Origin of the sequence: Chitinophaga parva (genome assembly GCF_003071345.1) — a bacterium.
GTDB lineage: Bacteria > Bacteroidota > Bacteroidia > Chitinophagales > Chitinophagaceae > Chitinophaga > Chitinophaga parva.
This window is the reverse complement of the sequence record NZ_QCYK01000001.1, coordinates 136,163-158,008: the sequence shown is the minus strand read 5'-3', so window position 1 is coordinate 158,008 and position 21,846 is coordinate 136,163. Positions and strand designations below refer to the sequence as shown.

Genomic DNA, 21,846 nt, shown 5'->3' with positions numbered 1-21,846 from the left:
ATTAACAATCCACTGACGATGCCCCAAAACCATTTCAGGGCGAAAATATGATACCGGCGTAGCAGGGGCGCTCCATAATGCCCCGCTACGCCGGCCTTTTTTTATTTAGCGCGTGCAATAGAAGTCTCCTTCACAATCTGCCACCTGCCATCCAGGTACTCATAGATCAGCGTAAGGAACCTCCTGCTATGACGCCCATTCACATCCAGCTCCCGCGTAATGGCCACCACGCCCATGTTCCCATCCGCTACCGCGTAATGAAATTCCGTCTTATCTGATAACGGCGGCAGGTTTGCATCCTTGCGCTGCTGCTGGAAACCCACCAACTGCTCCTTGGTCATAGTAGCAACGCTTCCATCGTCATCTACATTCATGATAAACAACTTGTCTGCATAAGCCTGTTTCACGTAAGGCACATCGTAATGCGTGGCGCGCGCAATGACCTCTTTCGTGATGGCGATTAATTCTTCATTCATTGGTTAATGTTTTAAGCGGTTTAAATGCCGTTGAATGAAGCGGGATTTACAAGTAGTATGCCTGTAAATAATCAATTGCAAACCATGTGTTTAGGACAGCATGGGTATTGAGATTGCACGATATTTCGCACAGCGCATGGTGGAGTGGCGAAATAAAGTGATCGCAGATACAGCCATTGTTTTGAAATGAACATGGTGGCGGAAGGTTATTATGCAGACCGATGATGAGGTAGTGGTGGATATAACCGGATTGCCCGGAACGCCGCTGCAGGCCGGAGTGCATAGCGGTTGGTTGTCTGTAACCCGCAACCTGTTGCCGCCGGTATATGGCAATTATGCGCCATCGTACGATAACGATACCAAAGTGGTAATTTCCCGTGTGGCTGGCGATACCATAGAAGGCTATTCCCAGCAGGTGCTTTCCGGGATGGGGCGGGATTCATTAAAAGCCTTTATGGGTTTTGTGCTCTATTAATCACCAAAAAAGGGAAATCTCACAAGTAAAATAAGGTGCGGAGCATCGCATAAATAATTCCATCAGGTATCCGAATAAAATGGGGGCGTCCCTTCAAAGTTATGAGACGCCCCCGTTCCATTTTATCCGCATGCAACGTTTATCGCAAACGGTCGAGTGATTTGATCAGTTTCTCATCTTTATAGATCCCCCTTGCAGCGAGCAGCAGCAATACGGTGATCACAATAGGCAGGAATGCAGCCGGCAGGTAGCTGGCCGTAACAGGCCCCAGGTTATTGGCCTGCAGCTGGTTGCCTTCTGCCTGCACCTTAATGTATTGCAGGGCAGTGGCCGCAATGGCCAGGATCACATTCAACACCGTAAGGCGGAATTGCAGTTTGCGGTTCTTATACAGGAAAATACTCACCGCGGCCAGGGCTACGATGATCATCAGTACTATAAACAACAGGTAACTTTGAGGAGCATGAAACTCCACCTGTGTGCCATTGGTCAGCGTGGCATGCCACAGCGGAAAGTACCAGGTGGCAGCGCCCGCAATGGCTGCCAGTAATAAGTAGAGCGATTGTATCCGTTGTATCATGCGGTAAAAATAAGGAAAATGTATTAAGTAGGATGTATTATGTACCAAGTATAAGCAATTGTTTTATATTATTATCTCATTGTAATTCAATCTGTTTGGTGTGCTAAATTAGAAAATGCCTAATACTTACCACCTGCTACTTCCCACATCTTCGTATATTGCACGCCCATAACTAACCATCCAATGGCGAAGAAACTGAATAAACAGGACGCGCTGGACTATCATGCCCTTGGCCGTCCCGGAAAGATTGAGGTGATACCAACGAAGAACAGCAAAACCCAGTGGGACCTTTCCCTGGCGTACTCTCCCGGTGTGGCGGAACCCTGTAAAGAAATTGCCCGCGACGTAGAAAACGTTTATAAATATACTGCCAAAGGCAACCTGGTAGCGGTGATCAGCAACGGTACCGCCGTACTGGGCCTGGGCAATATAGGCCCCGAAGCCAGCAAGCCCGTAATGGAAGGAAAAGGGGTACTGTTCAAGATCTTTGCAGACATTGACGTGTTTGACATCGAGGTGAATGCTACCAACATAGATGAATTTGTGAACGTGGTGAAAGCCCTGGAGCCCACCTTCGGCGGCATTAACCTGGAAGATATCAAAAGTCCCGAGTGCTTTGCCATTGAAGAACGGCTGCGCAAAGAACTGAAGATCCCCATCATGCACGACGACCAGCACGGCACTGCCATCATCTCTGCCGCCGCCCTGCTCAATGCGCTGGATATCGTTAAAAAGAAAATAGAGAAAGTAAAGATCGTGGTGAATGGTGCCGGCGCCGCTGCCATGGCCTGCGTACGCCTCTACGTATCCCTGGGGGCCAAACCCGAAAACTTCATCATGTTTGACAAGGACGGCGTGCTCAATACCCAGCGCACGGACCTGGACGACGTGAAAAAGATATTTGCCACCACTTCCAAAGTCACCAAACTGGAAGAAGCCCTGAAAGGTGCCGACGTATTTGTAGGCCTTTCTGTAGGTAACGTGGTAACCCCGGAAATGATCCGTAGCATGGGCAAGTACCCCATTGTATTTGCCATGGCCAATCCTGATCCGGAGATCGCTTACGAAGTGGCCAAGTCCGCCCGCCCGGACATCATCATGGCCACCGGCCGCACGGATTATCCCAACCAGGTGAACAACGTACTGGGCTTCCCCTACATCTTCCGCGGCGCCCTGGACGTGCGTGCCACCCAGATCAATGAAGCCATGAAACTGGCTGCCGTGCACGCCCTGGCAGACCTGGCCAAGACCCCCGTGCCGGATATCGTGAACATGGCTTACAATGAGCGCAACCTGGTATTTGGCCCCACCTACATTATTCCCAAACCACTGGACCCGCGCCTGCTGGCCACGGTAGCCCCGGCTGTAGCCAAAGCGGCCATGGAGAGCGGCGTGGCACAAAGCCCCATCACAGACTGGCAGGCCTACCAGGAGAATCTTAACCACCGCCTGGGCCTGGACAACCACCTGTTCCGCGTGATCGGTTCCAAAGCCCGTAAAGATCCCCGCAAGGTGGTATTCGCAGAGGCAGATAATATCAAGATCCTCAAAGCCGCGCAGATAGTGAATGATGAAGGCATTGCCTATCCCATCCTGCTGGGCAATGAAAGTAAGATCCGCGGCCTCATGGCAGAACATGGCATTGAGATAGACGACGTAGTGATCATAGATCCCAAAAGCGATGAAATGCAGGCGAAGCGCCACCACTTTGGGGAGCTGTTCTTCGAAAAGCGCAAGCGCAAGGGCCTGAACCTGTATGAAGCCAAAAAGATCATGCGGGAACGCAACTACTTTGGTTGCATGCTGGTGGAAACCGGCGAGGCAGATGCCCTCATCTCCGGCCTTACCCGCAAGTACCCGGATACCATCCGCCCGGCCCTGCAGGTAATAGGCATGAGCCCCGGCGCCCGCCGTGTAGCCGGTATGTACATTATAACCACCAAGCGCGGTCCCCTGTTCCTGGCCGATACTACGGTGAATTTCAATCCCACCGCGGAAGAACTGGCAGACATCACCCTCATGGTGGCAGAAGAAGTGAGGCAGTTCAACATCACGCCCCGCGTGGCCATGGTGTCTTATTCCAACTTTGGCAGCAGCCAGACGCCGGAGGCACAGCTGGTAAGTAAGGCCCGCGAGATCGTAAAACAAAAAGATCCCACCCTTACCTGCGATGGCGAAGTGCAGGCAGCTATTGCCTTTAACCAGGAGATCCTGAAAGACAATTATCCTTTCAGTGAATTGATCGGGGAAGAAGTGAATACGCTGATCTTCCCGAACCTCTCTGCCGGCAATGTGGCCTATAACCTGCTGAAGGAAGTAGCTGGCTTTGACTCTATTGGTCCCATCCTGCTGGGCATGAAAAAGCCCGTGCACATCCTGCAACTGGGCAGCACTGTGCGGGAGATCGTGAACATGGTGCTCATTGCCGTGCTGGATGCACAGACCAAGTGCTGCCGGGAACCGGAAGCACAGGATAAACGCAACAAGCGCAAATAAAGGATAAGGACTACTTGTATACGGCCCCTGCCTGCAAAAGGCAGGGGCTTTTTCGTATCTTCAACCCATGCAAACCATTTCCAGGAAAAAGGTATTCTACCCGATCAACAGTGCTTTCCGCAAATACCTGAAGCTGTATGAGCGGGAAATGGTACTGCCCGTGAAATATGAAGACCTGCGCTATTTCCAGTACGGGATGGCAGTGTATGATAAGCAGGGCCGGGACACACTGTGGGAAACGGTTTTCTATCCACCCAGCATGGTGGACAGCCTGCACCGCGGCCTCAAACGCATTTACTCCCTGCTCAAGGCAGGCGGAGACCAGACGGCGGAAGAACACCTGCACGTGGAGCGCATTGACTACTGCACCTTTGGGAACTCCCATCCCTTCCGCATCAAGATCGTCAACAATTATAACGAGGTATACGATTATTACTATGTGAAAGTGGCCGATGCATCGCGCATCTACGGGCTGGAACTGGAACACGTGCTATCGCCCTACTGGATGAACTTTCTCGTGGATGGCAACACGCTCGTGGAAGAGCATATTGCCGGCGTGCCCGGCGACCAGTTTGCCAGGCACTGGATAGACCGGCCGGAATTTAACCACAAACGCATCGCCAAGGAATTTGTGAAGTTCAATGAACGCTGCTTTGCCCGGCTGCTGGGGGACATGCGCTCGTATAATTTTGTGTTTGATATAACGCCGGATTTTGATGATGTGCAGTTCCGCATCCGCGCCATTGACTTTGACCAGCAGTTCTATGAAGGCCGGCGCACCCTGTACATGCCCCAGTTCTTCAAGGAAAACCGGGTGTTTGTAGACCTGGCCATCAAGCACCTGAATGCAGAAACCGTGAAACAATACCAGCAGGAAGAACGGTCGCTCATGGCGCGCCGCATCAAGGTGGAGCGCCACCGTATCAAAGACCTGCGCGATGTGATCATGACAGACCATGTGTCTTCACCGGAAAAAGTGAAACAGCTGGGCGATGAACTGGCGCATTATTATGGCGACAGCGGTTTTGAACGCTGCCGCACCATGGGCGAGATCATTGAACGCAGCCTGAAACGGCTGCTGGTCCAGAGCCTGAAATAAACCCGGTAAACCCCGGCTGTGGCGCATCATGCATCCACAGCCCTCATTAAAAAACACCTATCTTTGACCAGTTATGGAGTTTAAATTTTTCTACCTCTTTGGCCAGTACCTGCTCATGCTCAAAGGCATGTTCACCAAGCCGGAGAACATCCGGATGTACTGGAAGGAATTTATGAATCAATGTGAAGACATCGGTATTGGTTCGCTGGGCATCGTAGTGATCATTTCCATCTTCATGGGGGGCGTTACCACGTTGCAAACCGCCTACCAGCTGGTCAGTAACCTCATTCCAAAGTCCACCATTGCACAGGTGGTGCGCGATACCATTGTACTGGAATTTGCACCCACCCTTACCTGTATTGTACTGGCAGGGGTTATCGGTTCCAAGATCGCATCAGAGCTGGGTAACATGCGCGTGTCTGAGCAGATAGACGCCATTGAGATCATGGGCATCAATACCAAAGGTTATCTCATTTTACCCAAACTGGCCGCCGGCCTGCTCATGATCCCCTGCCTGGTGATCATAGCCGGTTTCCTGGGCATCTGGGGCGGCAAGACCGCTGGCCTGGCCTCCGGTATCATCTCTAACGATGAGTACTGGCGCGGCCTCCGCCAGGAATTTAAGCCCTACAACGTGTTCTTTGCCCTCACAAAATCTTACGCCTTCGCCTTCATCATTACTTCCATACCCTCTTTCTACGGCTACAACGTAAGCGGCGGCGCCCTGGAAATAGGTAAAGCCAGTACCCGTGCCGTGGTGGTAAGCTGCATCCTGATCCTCATTGCGGATTACGGCCTGTCTGCACTGCTGTTGTCAAATGGTTAATGGTTAAAATTGATGCCCTCATCATGATAGAACTTATCAACATAAAAAAAGGTTTTGAGGATCGCGAGATCCTGCGCGACGTATCGGCCACCATGGAATCCGGTAAGGTAAACCTCATCATCGGCGCCAGCGGCAGCGGCAAAACGGTGATGATGAAATGCATGGTGGGCCTCATGGAGGTGGATAGCGGCCACATTGCCTACGATAAAAAGAACTTCACGGAGATGGATACCCACCAGCGCAAGGAACTGCGCAAGCAGATCGGGATGCTGTTCCAGAGCTCCGCTTTGTTTGACAGTATGACAGTGGAGCAGAACGTGATGTTTCCCATGGACATGTTCAGCATGGGCACCCTCAAAGAGAAAAGGCAGCGTGTCATGGAGTGCCTGGACCGTGTGAACCTGAAGGATGCGGCCAAAAAGCTGCCGGCAGAGATCTCCGGTGGTATGAAAAAAAGGGTAGGCATTGCCCGGGCCATTGTGCTGAAGCCCAAATATCTTTTCTGTGACGAGCCCAATTCCGGCCTGGACCCCCAGACCTCCCTGGTGATAGACCAGCTGATCAAGGAACTGACCCACGAAAACAACATGACCACGGTGATCAACACCCACGATATGAACACCGTAATGGAAAGCGGGGACCACATCGTGTACATGTACCAGGGCCAGAAACAGTGGGAGGGAAGCAACAAGGACATCATTTTCAGCAAAGACCAGCAGCTGAATGACTTTATTTTTGCCTCCGAATTTCTCCGCGAAGCCAAGGAAATGCGGCAGATGGAGATCTTCCAGCACAAGGATTGGCGCGACCAGCTAAAGAAGTAGGGGCGAAACGGGAAATTAACAGGGCCCGGATTGCCATTATCCACATTTATCCGTTAATTTTGCCCCGCCCGGACAGGCGAGATTTATATCTTAAACCAATAAACAAAGCGCGCGATGAGTGTTTTAGTTAATAAGCAAAGCAAAGTGATCGTGCAGGGATTTACCGGTACTGAAGGTACTTTCCATGCCACACAAATGATCGAATACGGTACAAACGTAGTAGGCGGTGTAACCCCCAACAAAGGCGGTACCAGCCACCTGGACCGTCCCGTGTTCAATACCGTGTCTGATGCGGTAGCGGCTACCGGTGCTAATGTATCCATCATTTTTGTGCCCCCGGCATTTGCTGCCGACGCGATCATGGAAGCTGCCGAAGCGGGCATTGCCCTGGTGATCTGCATCACCGAAGGTATTCCCGTACAGGACATGGTGAAAGCTAAGCACTACCTGCAGGGTACCCAAACCCGCCTTATCGGGCCCAACTGTCCTGGTGTGATCTCCGCCGAAGAAGCCAAAGTAGGCATCATGCCCGGCTTTATCTTCAAGAAAGGCCGTATCGGTATCGTATCCAAATCCGGTACCCTCACTTATGAAGCTGCTGACCAGGTGGTGAAAGCCGGCCTGGGCGTGTCTACCGCTATCGGTATTGGTGGAGACCCCATCATCGGTACCCCCACCAAGGAAGCTGTGGAATTGCTGATGAATGATCCCGAAACAGAAGCCATCATCATGATCGGCGAAATTGGTGGCAGCATGGAAGCGGAAGCCGCCCGCTGGATCAAGGAAAACGGTACCAAACCCGTGGTAGGCTTCATTGCCGGCCAGACCGCGCCTCCCGGCCGCCGCATGGGCCACGCCGGTGCCATCGTAGGTGGTGCAGACGATACCGCCGCCGCCAAGATGAAGATCATGGCAGAATGTGGCATTACCGTAGTGGAAAGCCCGGCCAACATCGGCAAGACCATTGCCGAAGTGCTCAAAAAGAAATAGTACATCACATCGATATTTTAAGGGACATAGCCGGTCGCGCGTTTTTGCGGCCGGCTTTTGTTTTGTCAAAGCCGGTAGCCGGGAAGGTCTCCGGTTTTTTTACGCCCTTTTATGGAAATGTAGCGACAGGGAGCATCTTGTAGCAAACACGCGTTTGCTCATTCCACTAAATCTCCGTGTATGCGTTGTATATCCCTCCTGTTGCTATGCCTGTGCTTTCTTACGGCCGTCCATGGCCAGTCTGTTAATTATGATAGCCTGTGGCGAAATGTGGATTCAAGTGAAAAGCATCAACTACCCCAAACTGCGCTGGAGCAGGTAAACGGGATCTATGCGGTGGCACAACGCAGCGGGCAGCCCGCACAGGCCGTGCGTGCCCTCCTGTACCGGGTGCACCTGGAAGGACTGCTGCAACTGAAAGGCACGCAGCAGGACCAGGAAACCCTGCTGGCAGCTTATGACACGGCCACGGGCCCCACCCGGGCGGTGCTGGCCCTGGCGTTGGCAGAATTTTACCTGCAGAAAGCTAACTACCGGTCATACCGCCCCGCCGGCGACGTAACCGGCGATACCTCCACCAACATTGCTACCTGGTCGTACCGCAGGCTTCAAAAAGAAGTCACCGCCTGGCAGGATAAAGCACTGGCGCCCGCGGCCCTGCTGGCGCAACTGCCTTCCGCGTCATGGCGCGCCATGGTGGTAAAAGGCAATGTGCACAGCAATCCCACCCTCTATGATCTTATACTGGACCGTGTGCTGGTGCAGCGTATGGACATGCGGGCCCGTGGCATGCAGTGGCTGGACGACAACCCTTATTTTGCCAGTGCGGCAGCTTTTGCAGCGGTGCAAACTTTTGTACAGCAACCCTTGCCGGCAGACACGAACGGGGCGCTGCGCGATGTAGCTGCCCTGCAGTTCCAGTTGCATAACCTGCTGCAACGGAAAGACACCGCTGCCCTGCTGCTGGCAGACCTGCAGCGGGTAAGTTATATGCACTGGGCCGCGGGCGTAAAGCAGCCAGGTGCTGACAGCAGCTATTACCTGCCGGCACTGCAACGCATGCGGGCGTACTATACCGGCCAGGAAGAAGAAGGAGCTATCCTGTGCGCCATGGCGCAATATTATTTTGCCAAAGACTCCCTGGTCCTGCCCAAACTGCTTTGCGACATGGCCATTGCCCTGCATCCCAATGCCGTTAGCAACGCGGATATCAAGGCAATGCAATCGCTTATCACCCGCCCTGGTTTCCACCTGCAAACCGCTGCCGTAAGCCTGCCGGACCGGCCCATCCTGGCCAGTGCGGCATACCGGAACCTGCACCGGGTGTACTGCCTGCTGGCCCGGGATAATGATAGCCTGGACCGCCGGATGTCAGATCAAAACAGGCAATACCTGCGCGGGCATTCCTTCCGCCAGTGGGCGCAGGACCTCCCAGATCCGGGTGACTTCAAGGAGCACCGCACGGAGATAAAGATCAATGCATTGCCACCCGGCAGGTACGTGATGCTGGTGAGCGATACCGCTACGTTTCAATCGGACGCTGTTTCCCAACTGCATTTCACCGTATCCGGCATTGCTTACCTGGACCAGGGAAATGACTGCTGGCTGATGGACCGGCAAAGTGGGGAGCCGCTGGCAGGCATGAAGGTGATCGTGGAAGGGAATGATGACGATAGCATTTATTTCACTGACAGTGAAGGGCACCTGAAGCTGAAAAGCGGGAAAGAGGCCACCTCCCCGGACCTTACCTGCATACGCGGAAAGGATACGCTGCGCATCACGGCAGATGTGCCCGCAGGCTACGTGGCGGATAGCCGCGATGAGGAAGAGGAACCAAGGATGACCTACTTCACGGACCGCGCCGTGTACCGCCCCGGCCAGCCCATTTACTTCAAAGGCATAGCCAGTAATGATGCCAAAACAAAAGTGGTTGCGGGCTATAAGGACGTGATCTTCCTGTACAATGAAGAAGGGGATGAAATGGATTCCCTGGCGGTAAAAAGTAACCGCTACGGCTCTTTTTCCGGCGTATTCAAAATACCGGCCACCGCGGTGCCCGGCAGGTACAACCTATCGGCAGATAATGCGATAGGAGACCTTGATATTGAAGTGGCAGCCTATAAACGCCCCCGCTTTGAAGTGAAGCTGGACACGGTAAACCACCAATATCGTTTATACGACACCGTTAGTATCGCGGGTACGGCAAAAGCATTCGCCGGTTTTAACCTGGACCAGGCCAAAGTGCGCTACCACATTACGTCTTCACCGGCCGGAAACTGGCGGTGGGGCGGTACGCCCGAGGGCGGGCACCAGGTGGTGGAAGATAGTACCAGCACCGATGCCGGGGGTCACTTCTTACTGCGCTTCCCCGCCGTGCCGGATAAAAAAGATACCGCCGCTGTGTTCTTTGTAAATGTGACCGTGACAGATGCCAATGGAGAAAGCCATGATGCAAAATTACAGCTCTCCCTTTTCCGGGCCTACCTGCACCTGGAGCTGCAGGTAAGCGACGTGATGACCGCGGCAGCACTGCACCAGCTCACCGCCGTGGCCCGCAATGCGGGTGGCAGGGCCGTGGAAACGCCCATGAACGTAACCTTGTACCGCGTAAATACGCTCCCCGGCGCAAAGCGCAAACGCCTGTGGGATGCGCCGGACCAGTATGTGATGAACCGGTCCACTTTTGAAAAAGATTTTCCCCTGGACCCGTATGACGATGCTGGTGCGGAGCCACATTGGCCTACCGGGGAAAAAATATGGGGGCAAACCGTGCAAAGTGGTCATGAAAAGCCATTTGGACTACCGGTAAGTAACCTGCCCTCCGGCCGCTACGAGTTGTGTGTGCAGGTGTACGATACGCTGCACAACCTGGTGGAGCGGCGGGACCGCTTTACGTACGTTAATGCGGTCTCTGGCAAAGCCCCTTTCCCCACACCTTTACTGGTGACGGGAACCGGGGAGCAATGGGTTGCAGGAGGGGCGGTATCACTGAACGTCTGCACTGATGCAGACACCCTGTACGGCATACAAACTATCCTTACCGGCAAGGCGGGCGATGCCAGGCCATCCACTAAACGCGAGATCATTTTACTCACCAAGGGCGTGAACCACCTTACCCTGCAAATGCCCGCGGAAGGCCAGCTCACCTGGGACCTGGCCACCTGGCATGATGGGCGCCTGTACCACGTAATTAAGCACTATGTGCTGCAGGCACAAACAGGCCCGGACCTGCGCCTGGAGGCTCACCGGGACCGGCTGCTGCCCGGTGAGAAAACGCAGTGGACCCTTTCACTACCCGCCGGTACCTCCGCGGAAACCATGGCCTGGATGTACGATGCCTCCCTGGATGATATTGCGCGGCTGCAGCCCAATGTTTTCTATCCTGCCCAGTCATCTTTCAGCGTGTACTGGCGCAACCTGTGGAATAACACCCGGAGCTCAGATGACTACGATTGGTACCGCGAGCCGCGTTTTGCTTTAATGAAGCCGGACGCACTGCGACTATTGGAGCCGGTGCCAGAGGATGGCATCACGGAATTTATGGACCAATCCGCACCAATGACCATGGTGGAAAGCGCGGCACCGGGTGTGGCCATTTACGGTACACGCGCTGTAAGTAAAATGTCATTGGCAGGCAGCCTATCCGATGTAGTGGTAGTAGGCTATAGCACCATCAGGAGCGTAGAAAATCCTTCCAACGCAGCCCTGTCCCAGCCCCCCGTAACACCCCGGCGCAACTTTGCAGAAACTGCTTTCTTCTATCCGGTCCTCTACCCGGACGCCCATGGAAAAATGACCCTGCATTTTGAAATGCCGGAATCCCTGACCCGCTGGCAGTTCTACAGCATTGCCCACGACCGTAACATGCGCATGACCCTGCTGGGCGACCAGGTGGTAACCCAGCAACCCCTCATGGTAATGCCCAACGCCCCCCGCTTTCTCCGCGCGGGCGACAGCCTGGAACTGCCGGTAAAGATCATCAGCATGACGGATAAAGCCCTTACCGGCAATGTACAACTGGCGCTGCACGATGCTGCCACCGGGGCCCCGCTGGACGCGGCTTTTGGCAACAATGGGCCTTCTTCATCTTTCACATTATCACCCGGCAGCTCCGTTACACAGGCATTCCGCCTGCAGGTGCCCGCGCATTTCAGCGGCGCCCTGCAATACACGGTAACGGCCCGTGGAGGCGGGTTTACAGATGGGGAGGAGAACACCATCCCGGTATTGTCCAAAACCATCCTCATCACCAGCACGCTGCCACTGCCGGTTTCCGGCGATGGCACCCACACATTTACCCTGCCCGCGCTGCTGCACAGTGATACAGCGGCCATGCTGCAGCAACACTCCCTGAAACTGGAATACACCGCAAACCCCGCCTGGAACGCGGTACAGGCGCTGCCTTTCCTCATGGAGTACCCGTACGAATGCGCAGAGCAAACCTTTAACCGCTACTATGCAAATGCCCTTGCCGGCTACCTGGTATCTTCCATGCCCCGCCTTCAGGAAGTGTTTAAGCAATGGGCACGCAACGGCAGCACTACACTCACCAGCACCCTTTCCAAAAACGAAGACCTGAAAAATGCCCTGCTGGCAGAAACACCCTGGGTGCTGGACGCCGCCGGCGATGCTGCCCGCAAACAACACGTGGGCCTGCTCTTTGACCTGTACAAACTGGGCGTGGAAAAATCAAACGCCAAAGCCAGGCTGGCCTACATGCAGCTGGGCAATGGCGCCTTCCCCTGGTTCAGCGGTGGCGTGGAAGACCGCTACATCACGCAGTACGTCGTGGCCGGCATGGGACGCCTGCAAAAGCTTTCGCTCTCCGGCGCCACAGATGGAACCATGCAACAGGTTATAAAGCAGGCATTGTTGTACCTGGATAAAAGGATCGCGAAGGATAGTGGTTATGCAGCATTAAACATCCACTATTTGTACGCCCGCAGCTTTTTTCCCGGTGTGCCCATAGACTCCGCCGCGCGCCCGCGCATAGCGCAGTTGATGGGCACGGTCGCACAGCACTGGACGCAGTACAGCAGCTATGAACAGGCTATGCTGGCCGTAACGCTCTACCGGCACCATGATGAAGCCAAAGCCCGGCAGATCATGGCATCCCTGAAGGAAAACGGCATCCGTGATGGAGAGCAGGGCACTTACTGGAAAGACATGCAGCCCGGCTATCACTGGCAGCAGGGGCCCATTGAAGCAGCGGCGCAAATGTTGGAAGCCTTTAATGAGATAACACAGGATACGGTGATGGTAAATGGCATTAAAACGTGGCTGCTGCGCAATAAGCAGGTACAGGGCTGGAGCAACAGCAAGGCCACGGCAGATGCGTGTTACGCCCTGCTGTTGCAGGGAGGTAACTGGCTGGCTGGCAGCCCCACGGTGCACATTACGGTAGGCGGTGAAGCTGCCGCTCCCACCAGCACAGATGCCGGCACCGGCTACATCAGCCAGCAGTGGAACGTGGCCGCCATACGGCCGGCAATGGGCGAGGTTACCATAACCACCAGCGGCACCCATGGCCAGCCATCCTGGGGAGCCCTTTACTGGCAATACTTCCAGGACATGGACCATGTGCAGCGTGCGCAAACGAACTTACAGTTACAAAAACAACTCTATATTACCAATAGTGAAACGCTGCTGCCGGTTACAGCTGCACACCCGGTAAAAGTAGGTGATAAGATCACCGTGCGCCTCACCATCACCACGGACCGTGATATGGACTACGTGCAGCTGAAAGACTTGCGGGCAGCAGGTTTGGAGCCGGTGGAAACACTGAGCGGGTACCAGTATGACGCAGGATTATCTTACTACCGCGCCACGCTGGATGTGTCTACCAGCTTCTTTTTCAGCCGCCTGCCCCAAGGTACGCACGTACTGGAGTACCAGGTGTATGCCACGCATGTGGGCGATTTTGCGAACGGCATCACTACGCTGCAATGCATGTATGCGCCGGAATTCAGCGCCCATAGCGGTGGCCAGCGCATCGTGATTGCGCAGTAGTTTTCCGTAACTTGCCCGGCAAATGAAAGACTACCTCATCATAGGCCAGGGCATTGCCGGCACGCTGCTTAGCTGGCACCTGCTGCAGGCGGGAAAAGATATATTGGTGATCGATGAAATCCGCCCCCACACCGCCTCCCGCGTGGCGGCGGGCATCATCAATCCCGTGTCCGGCCGCCGCTTTGAAATAGCCTGGGAGTATGACCGTATTTTTCCTTTTGCGCAGCAAACTTACCGGGCCATGGAAGCCACACTGCACACGGAGATATTCGTGGAACGGGATATCTGGACGGTATTCCCTTCCCCGCAAATGCAGCAGGCCTTTGACGCCAAGACACATAACAGCGCTTACATATTGGCCGCAGGCCAGCACCGCTACGCGGAATTTTTACACCAGGAGCACAGTGCTGCCATTATCAAGGGGGCCAATGTGCAGTTGCAAAATCTCCTGCCCGCATACCGGGCCTACCTGCTGCAACGGCAATGCCTGTACGAAAATGTATTTGACTTTGCACAACTGCAACTGAAAGAGGACCACGTGGTGTACCAGGACATCCCTGCGCGCTGTGTCATTTTTTGTGAAGGCCCCGGCATTGCCCGCAACCCCTATTTCTCCTTCATTCCTTTTTTGCCCAACAAGGGAGAGGCCCTGCAAATAAAAGTGCCGGGCTTCCATACCACAGACATTATCAAAAAGTCCATCATGCTGGTGCCCCAGGCCCCGGAACATTTCTGGGTGGGCTCCACCTTTGAATGGGACTATCCCCACCTGGAGCCTACAGCGGCCAAGCGGGCGGTACTGGAGCAGGGCGTGCAGCAATTGCTCAAAGTACCGTATGAAGTAGTGGGGCAGCTGGCCGCCGTGCGTCCTTCTACTACAGACAGGCGCCCCGTGGCCGGTTTGCACCCGCAACACCCCCAACTGGGCGTTTTCAACGGGATGGGAACCAAGGGATGCTCCCTGGCCCCGCTTACCGCCTGGCAATTAATGCAATGCCTTGAAAACCAGGTGGAAATGCCTGCTGAAATACAGATAAAACGGTTTTTTAACAGGTTGAAAGCATAAAAATCAGCCTGCAATACTATCTTTGCGCACTTGCGGTGTGGCCAAAACTGGTCGGCCGCCCAGGCATTCACAGACAAATCAGTATCATTCATTATGTACAGGACGCATACTTGTGGCGAATTAAGGATTGAACACGCGGGGCAGCCCGTAACCCTTACCGGTTGGGTACAAACCGTGCGTAAGTTTGGCAGCATCACCTTCGTGGACCTGCGGGACCGCTACGGTATTACGCAATTGTTGTTCAATGAAAGCCTCAATGCGCAGCTGGATGCCCAGCCCCTGGGCCGCGAATTTGTGATCCAGGTACAGGGTAACGCCGCGGAGCGTACCAATAAGAACAAGAACATACCCACTGGTGATATTGAGATCATCGTTAATAATTTCACCATCCTTAATGCGGCCAAAACGCCCCCCTTCACCATCGCCGACGATACGGACGGCGGGGATGAACTGCGTATGAAGTACCGCTACCTGGACCTGCGCCGTAACCTGGTGAAGCAGAACCTGGAGCTGCGCTACCGCGTAAACCGTGCTGCCCGCAACTTCCTGGACAGCCGCGGCTTCATGGACATTGAAACGCCTTTCCTGATCAAGTCTACCCCGGAAGGTGCCCGCGACTTCGTGGTGCCCAGCCGCATGAACGCCAACGAGTTTTACGCCCTGCCCCAGTCCCCGCAAACCTTTAAGCAGCTGCTGATGGTAAGCGGGTATGACCGTTACTACCAGATCGTAAAATGCTTCCGCGACGAGGACCTGCGTGCAGACCGCCAGCCGGAGTTTACCCAGATAGACTGCGAAATGAGCTTCGTGGAGCAGGAAGATATCCTGAACAACTTTGAAGATATGACCAAGTATATCTTTAAAGAGATCAAGGGTATTGAGTTCAATGAGCCCTTCCCCCGCATGACCTGGGATGATGCCATGGAATTTTACGGCAATGACAAGCCGGATATCCGCTTTGAGATGAAGCTGGTGAACCTCACCAAAACCGTGCAGGGCAATGGCTTCAAGGTGTTTGACGAGGCAGAGGTGGTACTGGCCATCAATGCTGCCGGCTGCGCCGAATACACCCGTAAACAACTGGATGAGCTGACAGACTGGGTGAAACGCCCCCAGATCGGGATGAGCGGTCTCATTTACGCCCGCGTGGGTGCAGATGGTTCCATCAAGAGCTCTGTAGATAAATTCTTTGATGAGCCCAAGCTGAAAGTATGGGCCGAACTGGCCAACGCCAGGCCCGGTGACCTGATCCTGGTGCTGGCTGGTAAGGAAGAAAAGACCCGCAAAGCGGCCTCTGAACTGCGCCTGGAAATGGGCGAGCGCCTGGGCCTGCGGGATAAGAACGTATTCAAACCCCTGTGGGTGATTGACTTCCCCCTGCTGGAATGGGCAGAGGAAGACAACCGCTGGGTAGCCCGTCACCACCCGTTCACCTCACCCAAACCGGAGCATATTGCCCTGATGGACGACCTGAGCCGTTATGGGGAGATCAAGGCCAACGCCTATGACATCGTGTTAAATGGCACGGAAATTGGCGGTGGCAGCATCCGCATCTTCCAGCGTCCGCTGCAGGAAAAAATGTTTGCCGCTTTGGGGATGAGCCCGGAAGAAGCCCAGCACAAGTTTGGCTTCCTGCTCGGCGCCTTTGAATACGGCGCCCCGCCGCACGGTGGCATCGCCTTCGGTTTTGACCGCCTTTGCTCCCTGCTGGGCGGCAGTGAGACCATCCGCGATTTCATTGCTTTCCCGAAAAACAACTCCGGCAGGGACGTAATGCTCGATGCGCCCAGCGCCATCGATGACAAACAACTGGCGGAATTGCGTATAGACCTGGTGAAAGAGGCAAAAGCCTAACCACCGACGGTCAATCTTTTTTGGCCGGGACGAAAAGATGCATTAAATTTAATTTTAATCTATTCGGGTAGTAAGTGCGAATGAACCCTTACTACCTGCTACTTAAATACATTTCTTAACGAAAACATCGATTATTGAACAGAGGAACGAGTTGGGGCGGTTGCTTTATTGAACCTAAACGTCACCAAATGAAATGCAGTAAGATCTTCAGGGCCCTCGTATTGACCCTCAGCCTCCTGGTCTTGGTGACCATGGCGCAGGCGCAGCAATACAACGCGAAAAGTTACCTGCATGAGTTTAAACCCGTAGCGCAACAATTAATGAGGGAATCTGGCATACCCGCCAGCGTGATCCTGGGTGTTGCGATGCTGGAATCCGGAATGGGCAATAGCAAAAATGCCCGGCTGCTGCACAATCACTTTGGCATAGTCGGTAAGAACAATTTGCATAAGAAAGGTACCTATCATTCCAAGTATAGAGAATACACCACGGCAGAGGCTTCGTTTCAGAGCTTTGTAAAAACGCTCAAAAAGAAGCGGTGGTATGGCTCCGTTAAGGGCTCGTCTGATTACGCTTTGTGGCTAAAACACATGCATGCAGGCAAGTACTCTTCTGCGGGCAATGTGTGGGTTTCAAGAGTCACTGCAATTATCACCCGTTACAAACTGCATGCACTGGACGCCGATATGACGCTGGCAAAAGAATAATAAGCGTACATGAATGAGCGTTAGTGCGGCATTCAAGTATTGGTATGTCTGAGAATAATAAATTTGCTTATCCTTTTTTGATCGTGGCGGGAACCCTGGGCTGTCTCATTGGCCTTTCCTGTGTACAGAACAGTTTTTCCCTGAAAGATTTTACAAGCCGGCGGGTAGACCTGCTGGCCGACCTGCGGGTAAAGCCGCAACCCGGTCAACCGGGAACTGATGCAGCTAATGCCTCCCTGGCAGGCCCCGATGGATCCGATGCACCTGGTGACCCCTCTTCCACCCCCGGTACTATTGACAGCACCCCTACCAGCCCGGCCGATTCAACGGCCATGCCCCATCCTACCCAGGATTTTGAAACGTACACCGGCATAGTGGACGACTGGAAAACCGCTACGGCAGTTAATAATGTGAGCCCCGGGATCAGCCATTTCATGGATGCCCTGCGCGAACTCAAGGCCGGCAAGCGCAAAAAAGTCCGCATCGCCTACTTTGGCGATTCCATGATAGAAGGAGACCTGATCACGGAAGACCTGCGCGACAGCCTGCAGGTTTATTTTGGTGGCGAAGGCGTGGGCTTTGTACCGGTAACCTCCGTGGTGGCCTCTTTCCGCACCACCATCAATCATACTTTTTCCAAAGACTGGACAGATTACCACTATAAAAATCTTCCCGGCGGCAACCTGCCCCTGGGCATCAGCGGGCATACCTTCCTGCCATCTTCCGGCAGCTGGGTAAAATACAGCCCCGTGAAAAAGCCCCGTCTGAACCGTTTTGAGGAAGTGAACCTTTTCTTTGGCCCCGGCAGCGGCGCCGTAACGGCAAATGACCGCGCCTACACGCTCCACGGCGGCGATGCGGTGAATACCGTAGCCCTGCAGCCCGACAGCAGCAATGGCCTGATGCTGAAATTCAACGGCGCAAACCCACCCCTGTACGGCGTTTCCTTTGAAAGCCCGGAAGGTGTTTTCGTAGACAATTTCTCTTTCCGCGGCATCAGCGGCATTGAACTGGGCCGCCTGTCCCGCGATATGCTGCAACACCTGCAGCAGGAGCATCCTTACGATCTTATAGTACTGCAATACGGCGCAAACATTCTCTGGAAACCGGAGCTTACGGATTACAGCTGGTATGAGCGCCCCATGACCAAAGTGCTGGACAGCCTGCGGTCCGACTTTGCACAGACCTCTTTCCTGCTGATCAGCACCGCAGACAAAAGCTACCGGCATGATGATAAATATGTGACCGCTCCCGGCGTGCCGGCCCTGCTGAAGGTACAGCATGAAATGGCAGAAGCCCACCAGGCGGCCTTCTGGAACCTGTACCGCTCCATGGGTGGCAATGGCTCCATGACCCAGTGGGTAGAAGCAGAGCACCCGCTGGCCAATAAAGATTATACGCACTTTAACCGGCAGGGAGCAGCCCGCGTAGGCGCCCTCCTGTATAAAGCCTTACTCAACGAATACCATGAAGATGAAAAGCAGTAAGCTGGCTACGTGGTTACTGCTTTGCGGCCTGCTGGCCGGCTACATGCCCGGCTTTGCAGCCCGGCAGCAACATGGCAAAACCACGGCGAAGCAAACCACCTCACCTACCACCGCAAAAAAGACCACGCATGCCAGCGCCCGCGCTGGCAAAGCCGGTACTGCAAAAAGCCATAAGGCTAAAGCCGGTGCCAGCAGCAGCTTTGCACCGCCTAACCGCATACAACAGCCGGAAGCCATGGCGCCCTTCTTTGCCGCCCTCCGGCTCAAAGACCAGGTGATCTCCGTGCTGCACCTGGGCGACAGCCACATACAGGCGGGATTTTTCCCTGCGGCAGTGGCCACCCGCCTGCAGCGCGACTTTGGCAATGCCGGCCGGGGATGGGTTTTTCCTTTTAACCTGGCCGGTACCAACGGCCCGTCTGACTTCCGGTGGAACAGTGCCCGCATCTGGGACAGCCAGCGCATAGTGGACCGTAACCTGAACGAAGCTCCCGGCCCCGGCGGCATAGAACTGACCACCCATCAAAATAATATCTCCCTCCAGTTTGAAGGCATGGATGGGGACGCGATGGACAATACCGTGAAGAAAGCCACCCTGCTTTACTGGGGCGGCCCGGATGCCACGGTGGTGGCGGGCGGCGCAGAAGTGGCCACCCAACAGGTACCCCTGCCCGGCGATGCCCTGAAGCTCACAGACGCCACGCTTACTTTCAATGCCCCGGTGACCAGCTTCTCGGCTAACTGGGTAACCTCCTCCGGCACCAATTTCCATTTTTACGGCGCCCTGTTGCAGAACGGGCATCCCGGTATTTTATATAGCGCCATCGGCATTAACGGGGCCATGTACCAGCACTACAATGACAACAGCAGCACCCTGGTAGCGCAGATGATGGTGCTACAGCCGCAGCTGATCATCATTTCCCTGGGTACAAATGAAGCTTACGGCGCGGTGAGCGCCAGCAGCATGCTGGCCAGCATAGACCGCACAGTAACCACCATCAAGGAGCAAAATCCTGATGCAGTACTGCTGCTTACCACGCCCGCAGCCAGCAGCATAGCCACCCGCAGGGCATACCGCCACAAGCAGGGCAAGCGCTATGTAACCTGGTACAAGGTGAGCTACCACCCCAATGCCAACGTAGTGGTGATGCGCAATGCCATCCTGGAATATGCCCGGGAGCACCGGCTGGCGGCATGGGATTTTTATGAGCAGAACCGTGGCATGTCGGCGGCCTTTTCCGGCGGCTGGGCGGCAGACCATATCCACTTTAACGTGCGCGGCTATGCGCTGCAGGGCAGCCTGCTGTATGATGCCATTCACAGCGCATATGTACACTATTCGGATAACCATAATCAAACGGCGCAGTAATGAACGAGGTGTTGCATAACCTGATCTACCAGCTACAATACCATAAGGAGGACCCCATCCTGCTGAACAGCGGTTTTTTCCTTTATTTCTTCGTGATCTTCATGGGGTGCTACCTGGCTGCTGCCAATAACAAGCGGGCCAGGGTAATGATCTACTCCCTGTTTTCGCTGTACTTCTTTTACAAAGCCTGTGGCGCTTATGTGGGGCTGGTTATCCTCTCGGCCGTGGTGGATTTTTCACTGAGCAACTGGATCTACCGCACGGAAAACAAGGCGAAGAAAGCCGCCCTCATGACCATAAGCGTGGTGGCTAACCTGGGCATGCTGTTCTATTTCAAGTACACAGACTTTTTCATCGGCATGATGAATGACCTCCACTTGGGGCATTTCAACCTGCTGCACCTGATGCTGCCCATCGGCATTTCGTTTTACACCTTTGAAAACCTGAGCTATACCATAGACGTATACCGTGGGGAAATAGAACCCGTGCGGGATTTCATGGATTATGTATTCTTCCTGTCTTTCTTCCCCAAGCTGATGATGGGGCCTATTGTGCGGGCGGCAGACTTCATCCCGCAGATCTCCCAGCCTTACCGGCTCACGAAGGAAGATGTGGGAAAAGGCATGTACCTCATTATTTCCGGCCTGTTCAAGAAGATGGTGATCTCCGACTTCATTAACCAGAACTACGTGCAGTATATTTTTGACGATCCGTCCAAACACGTGGGGCTGGAATGCCTGCTGGGCGTATATGCGTATGCGTTAGTGATCTATTGTGATTTCTCCGGGTATTCAGATATGGCCCTGGGCATAGCCCGCTGGACCGGATTCAAGATCCCGCCCAACTTTGATTCGCCTTACCAAAGCGCCACCATTACAGAGTTCTGGCGCCGCTGGCATATTTCCCTTTCTTCCTGGTTGCGGGACTACCTGTACATCCCGCTGGGGGGCAACCGCAGGGGCAAGGTGCGCCAGTATGTAAACCTGGCCCTCACCATGTTGATCGGTGGCTTCTGGCATGGTGCCAGCTGGAACTTCATTTTCTGGGGCGGCCTGCACGGCACGGCCCTGGCCGTGGACAAGGTGCGCATCACCTTCCTGAAAAAGCAGCAGATCGTGCTGAAGGGCTTCTGGGCGGGCTTCTGGAAGGTCACAGGCATTCTTATCACGTTTAATTTTGTGTGCTTTTGCTGGATCTTTTTCAAGGCAAGCACCTTCCATGATTCCTGGACCATCATCCACCAGATCGTGTATGATTTTGAGCCCAATGTGCTGGGCACCCTGTACGATGGGTATAAGCCGGTGTTCTGGGTAATGGGCCTGGCCTTTGTGCTGCATTTCCTGCCCAAAACTTCCGAAACCTGGATGGCCCGCCGCTTTGAGCGCATGCCGGTGGCGGCCAGCATAGCGGTAATGGCCATGTTCCTGTGGTTCATTGTGCAGGTAAAGGCTACCCAGCCGATGATGCCTATTTATTTGCAATTCTAAGTCTCCAGGGAAATAATTTTTCGTAGCAAAGCCGGATCACGCAGGATCCGGCCTTCTTTTTTGCCCCCATTGCCCGGAGCTCTTGAATACTTGACGGCTTA

General features: G+C 54.3%; 15 protein-coding genes. 13 read left to right on the top strand and 2 right to left on the bottom strand.

From position 1 onward, the window contains the following. Positions 1-101: 101 nt before the first annotated feature. Positions 102-476 carry a hypothetical protein gene (locus DCC81_RS00685; RefSeq protein ID WP_108684674.1) on the bottom strand — a complete coding sequence of 125 codons (375 nt, stop codon included), beginning with the start codon at positions 474-476 and terminating at the stop codon, positions 102-104. 211 nt (positions 477-687) lie between these two features. Between DCC81_RS00685 and DCC81_RS00680 the strand changes: the two genes are divergently transcribed. Continuing rightward, positions 688-951, top strand: coding sequence for a hypothetical protein (locus tag DCC81_RS00680; RefSeq protein WP_108684673.1), 264 nt, complete (start codon positions 688-690; stop codon positions 949-951). Positions 952-1,090: 139 nt separating this feature from the next. On the opposite strand, the gene DCC81_RS00675 is transcribed toward DCC81_RS00680, so the two are convergent. Continuing rightward, complete coding sequence (locus tag DCC81_RS00675) at positions 1,091-1,531, bottom strand: DUF4293 domain-containing protein (protein ID WP_108684672.1); 441 nt, start codon at positions 1,529-1,531, stop codon at positions 1,091-1,093. A gap of 183 nt (positions 1,532-1,714) precedes the next feature. On the opposite strand from DCC81_RS00675, the gene DCC81_RS00670 reads away from it, so the two are divergent. The 12 genes from DCC81_RS00670 (at position 1,715) to DCC81_RS00615 (ending at position 21,745) form a co-directional block, all read left to right on the top strand. Then, positions 1,715-4,027: an NADP-dependent malic enzyme gene (locus DCC81_RS00670; protein WP_108684671.1), complete on the top strand. Its 2,313-nt coding sequence runs from the start codon at positions 1,715-1,717 to the stop codon at positions 4,025-4,027. 67 nt (positions 4,028-4,094) lie between these two features. Then, positions 4,095-5,126, top strand: coding sequence for a hypothetical protein (locus DCC81_RS00665; protein WP_108684670.1), 1,032 nt, complete (start codon positions 4,095-4,097; stop codon positions 5,124-5,126). A gap of 73 nt (positions 5,127-5,199) precedes the next feature. Beyond that, entirely contained in the window at positions 5,200-5,952 is a 753-nt protein-coding gene (locus tag DCC81_RS00660) for an MlaE family ABC transporter permease (RefSeq protein WP_108684669.1), read from the top strand. A gap of 23 nt (positions 5,953-5,975) precedes the next feature. Next, entirely contained in the window at positions 5,976-6,776 is an 801-nt protein-coding gene (locus DCC81_RS00655) for an ABC transporter ATP-binding protein (protein WP_108686423.1), read from the top strand. Positions 6,777-6,890: 114 nt separating this feature from the next. After that, a complete protein-coding gene (sucD, locus tag DCC81_RS00650; protein WP_108684668.1) occupies positions 6,891-7,766 on the top strand; it encodes a succinate--CoA ligase subunit alpha in 876 nt (291 codons plus the stop codon). 180 nt (positions 7,767-7,946) lie between these two features. Continuing rightward, a complete protein-coding gene (locus DCC81_RS00645; protein WP_108684667.1) occupies positions 7,947-13,775 on the top strand; it encodes an alpha-2-macroglobulin family protein in 5,829 nt (1,942 codons plus the stop codon). 22 nt (positions 13,776-13,797) lie between these two features. After that, positions 13,798-14,841 (top strand): NAD(P)/FAD-dependent oxidoreductase, encoded by a 1,044-nt coding sequence (locus DCC81_RS00640; RefSeq protein WP_108684666.1) that lies wholly within the window; start codon positions 13,798-13,800, stop codon positions 14,839-14,841. A gap of 93 nt (positions 14,842-14,934) precedes the next feature. After that, positions 14,935-16,695, top strand: coding sequence for an aspartate--tRNA ligase (gene aspS, locus DCC81_RS00635; RefSeq protein WP_108686422.1), 1,761 nt, complete (start codon positions 14,935-14,937; stop codon positions 16,693-16,695). 188 nt (positions 16,696-16,883) lie between these two features. After that, the gene (locus tag DCC81_RS00630) at positions 16,884-17,402 is read left to right on the top strand and encodes a glucosaminidase domain-containing protein (RefSeq protein WP_108684665.1); all 519 of its coding nucleotides are present in this window, start codon (positions 16,884-16,886) and stop codon (positions 17,400-17,402) included. Positions 17,403-17,446: 44 nt separating this feature from the next. Then, the gene (locus tag DCC81_RS00625; RefSeq protein ID WP_108684664.1) at positions 17,447-18,889 is read left to right on the top strand and encodes an SGNH/GDSL hydrolase family protein; all 1,443 of its coding nucleotides are present in this window, start codon (positions 17,447-17,449) and stop codon (positions 18,887-18,889) included. Then, positions 18,876-20,258, top strand: coding sequence for a GDSL-type esterase/lipase family protein (locus tag DCC81_RS00620; RefSeq protein WP_165806383.1), 1,383 nt, complete (start codon positions 18,876-18,878; stop codon positions 20,256-20,258). Before DCC81_RS00625 ends, DCC81_RS00620 begins: the two co-directional genes overlap by 14 nt. After that, positions 20,258-21,745: an MBOAT family O-acyltransferase gene (locus DCC81_RS00615; RefSeq protein WP_108684662.1), complete on the top strand. Its 1,488-nt coding sequence runs from the start codon at positions 20,258-20,260 to the stop codon at positions 21,743-21,745. Before DCC81_RS00620 ends, DCC81_RS00615 begins: the two co-directional genes overlap by 1 nt. The last annotated feature ends 101 nt before the right edge of the window (positions 21,746-21,846 follow it).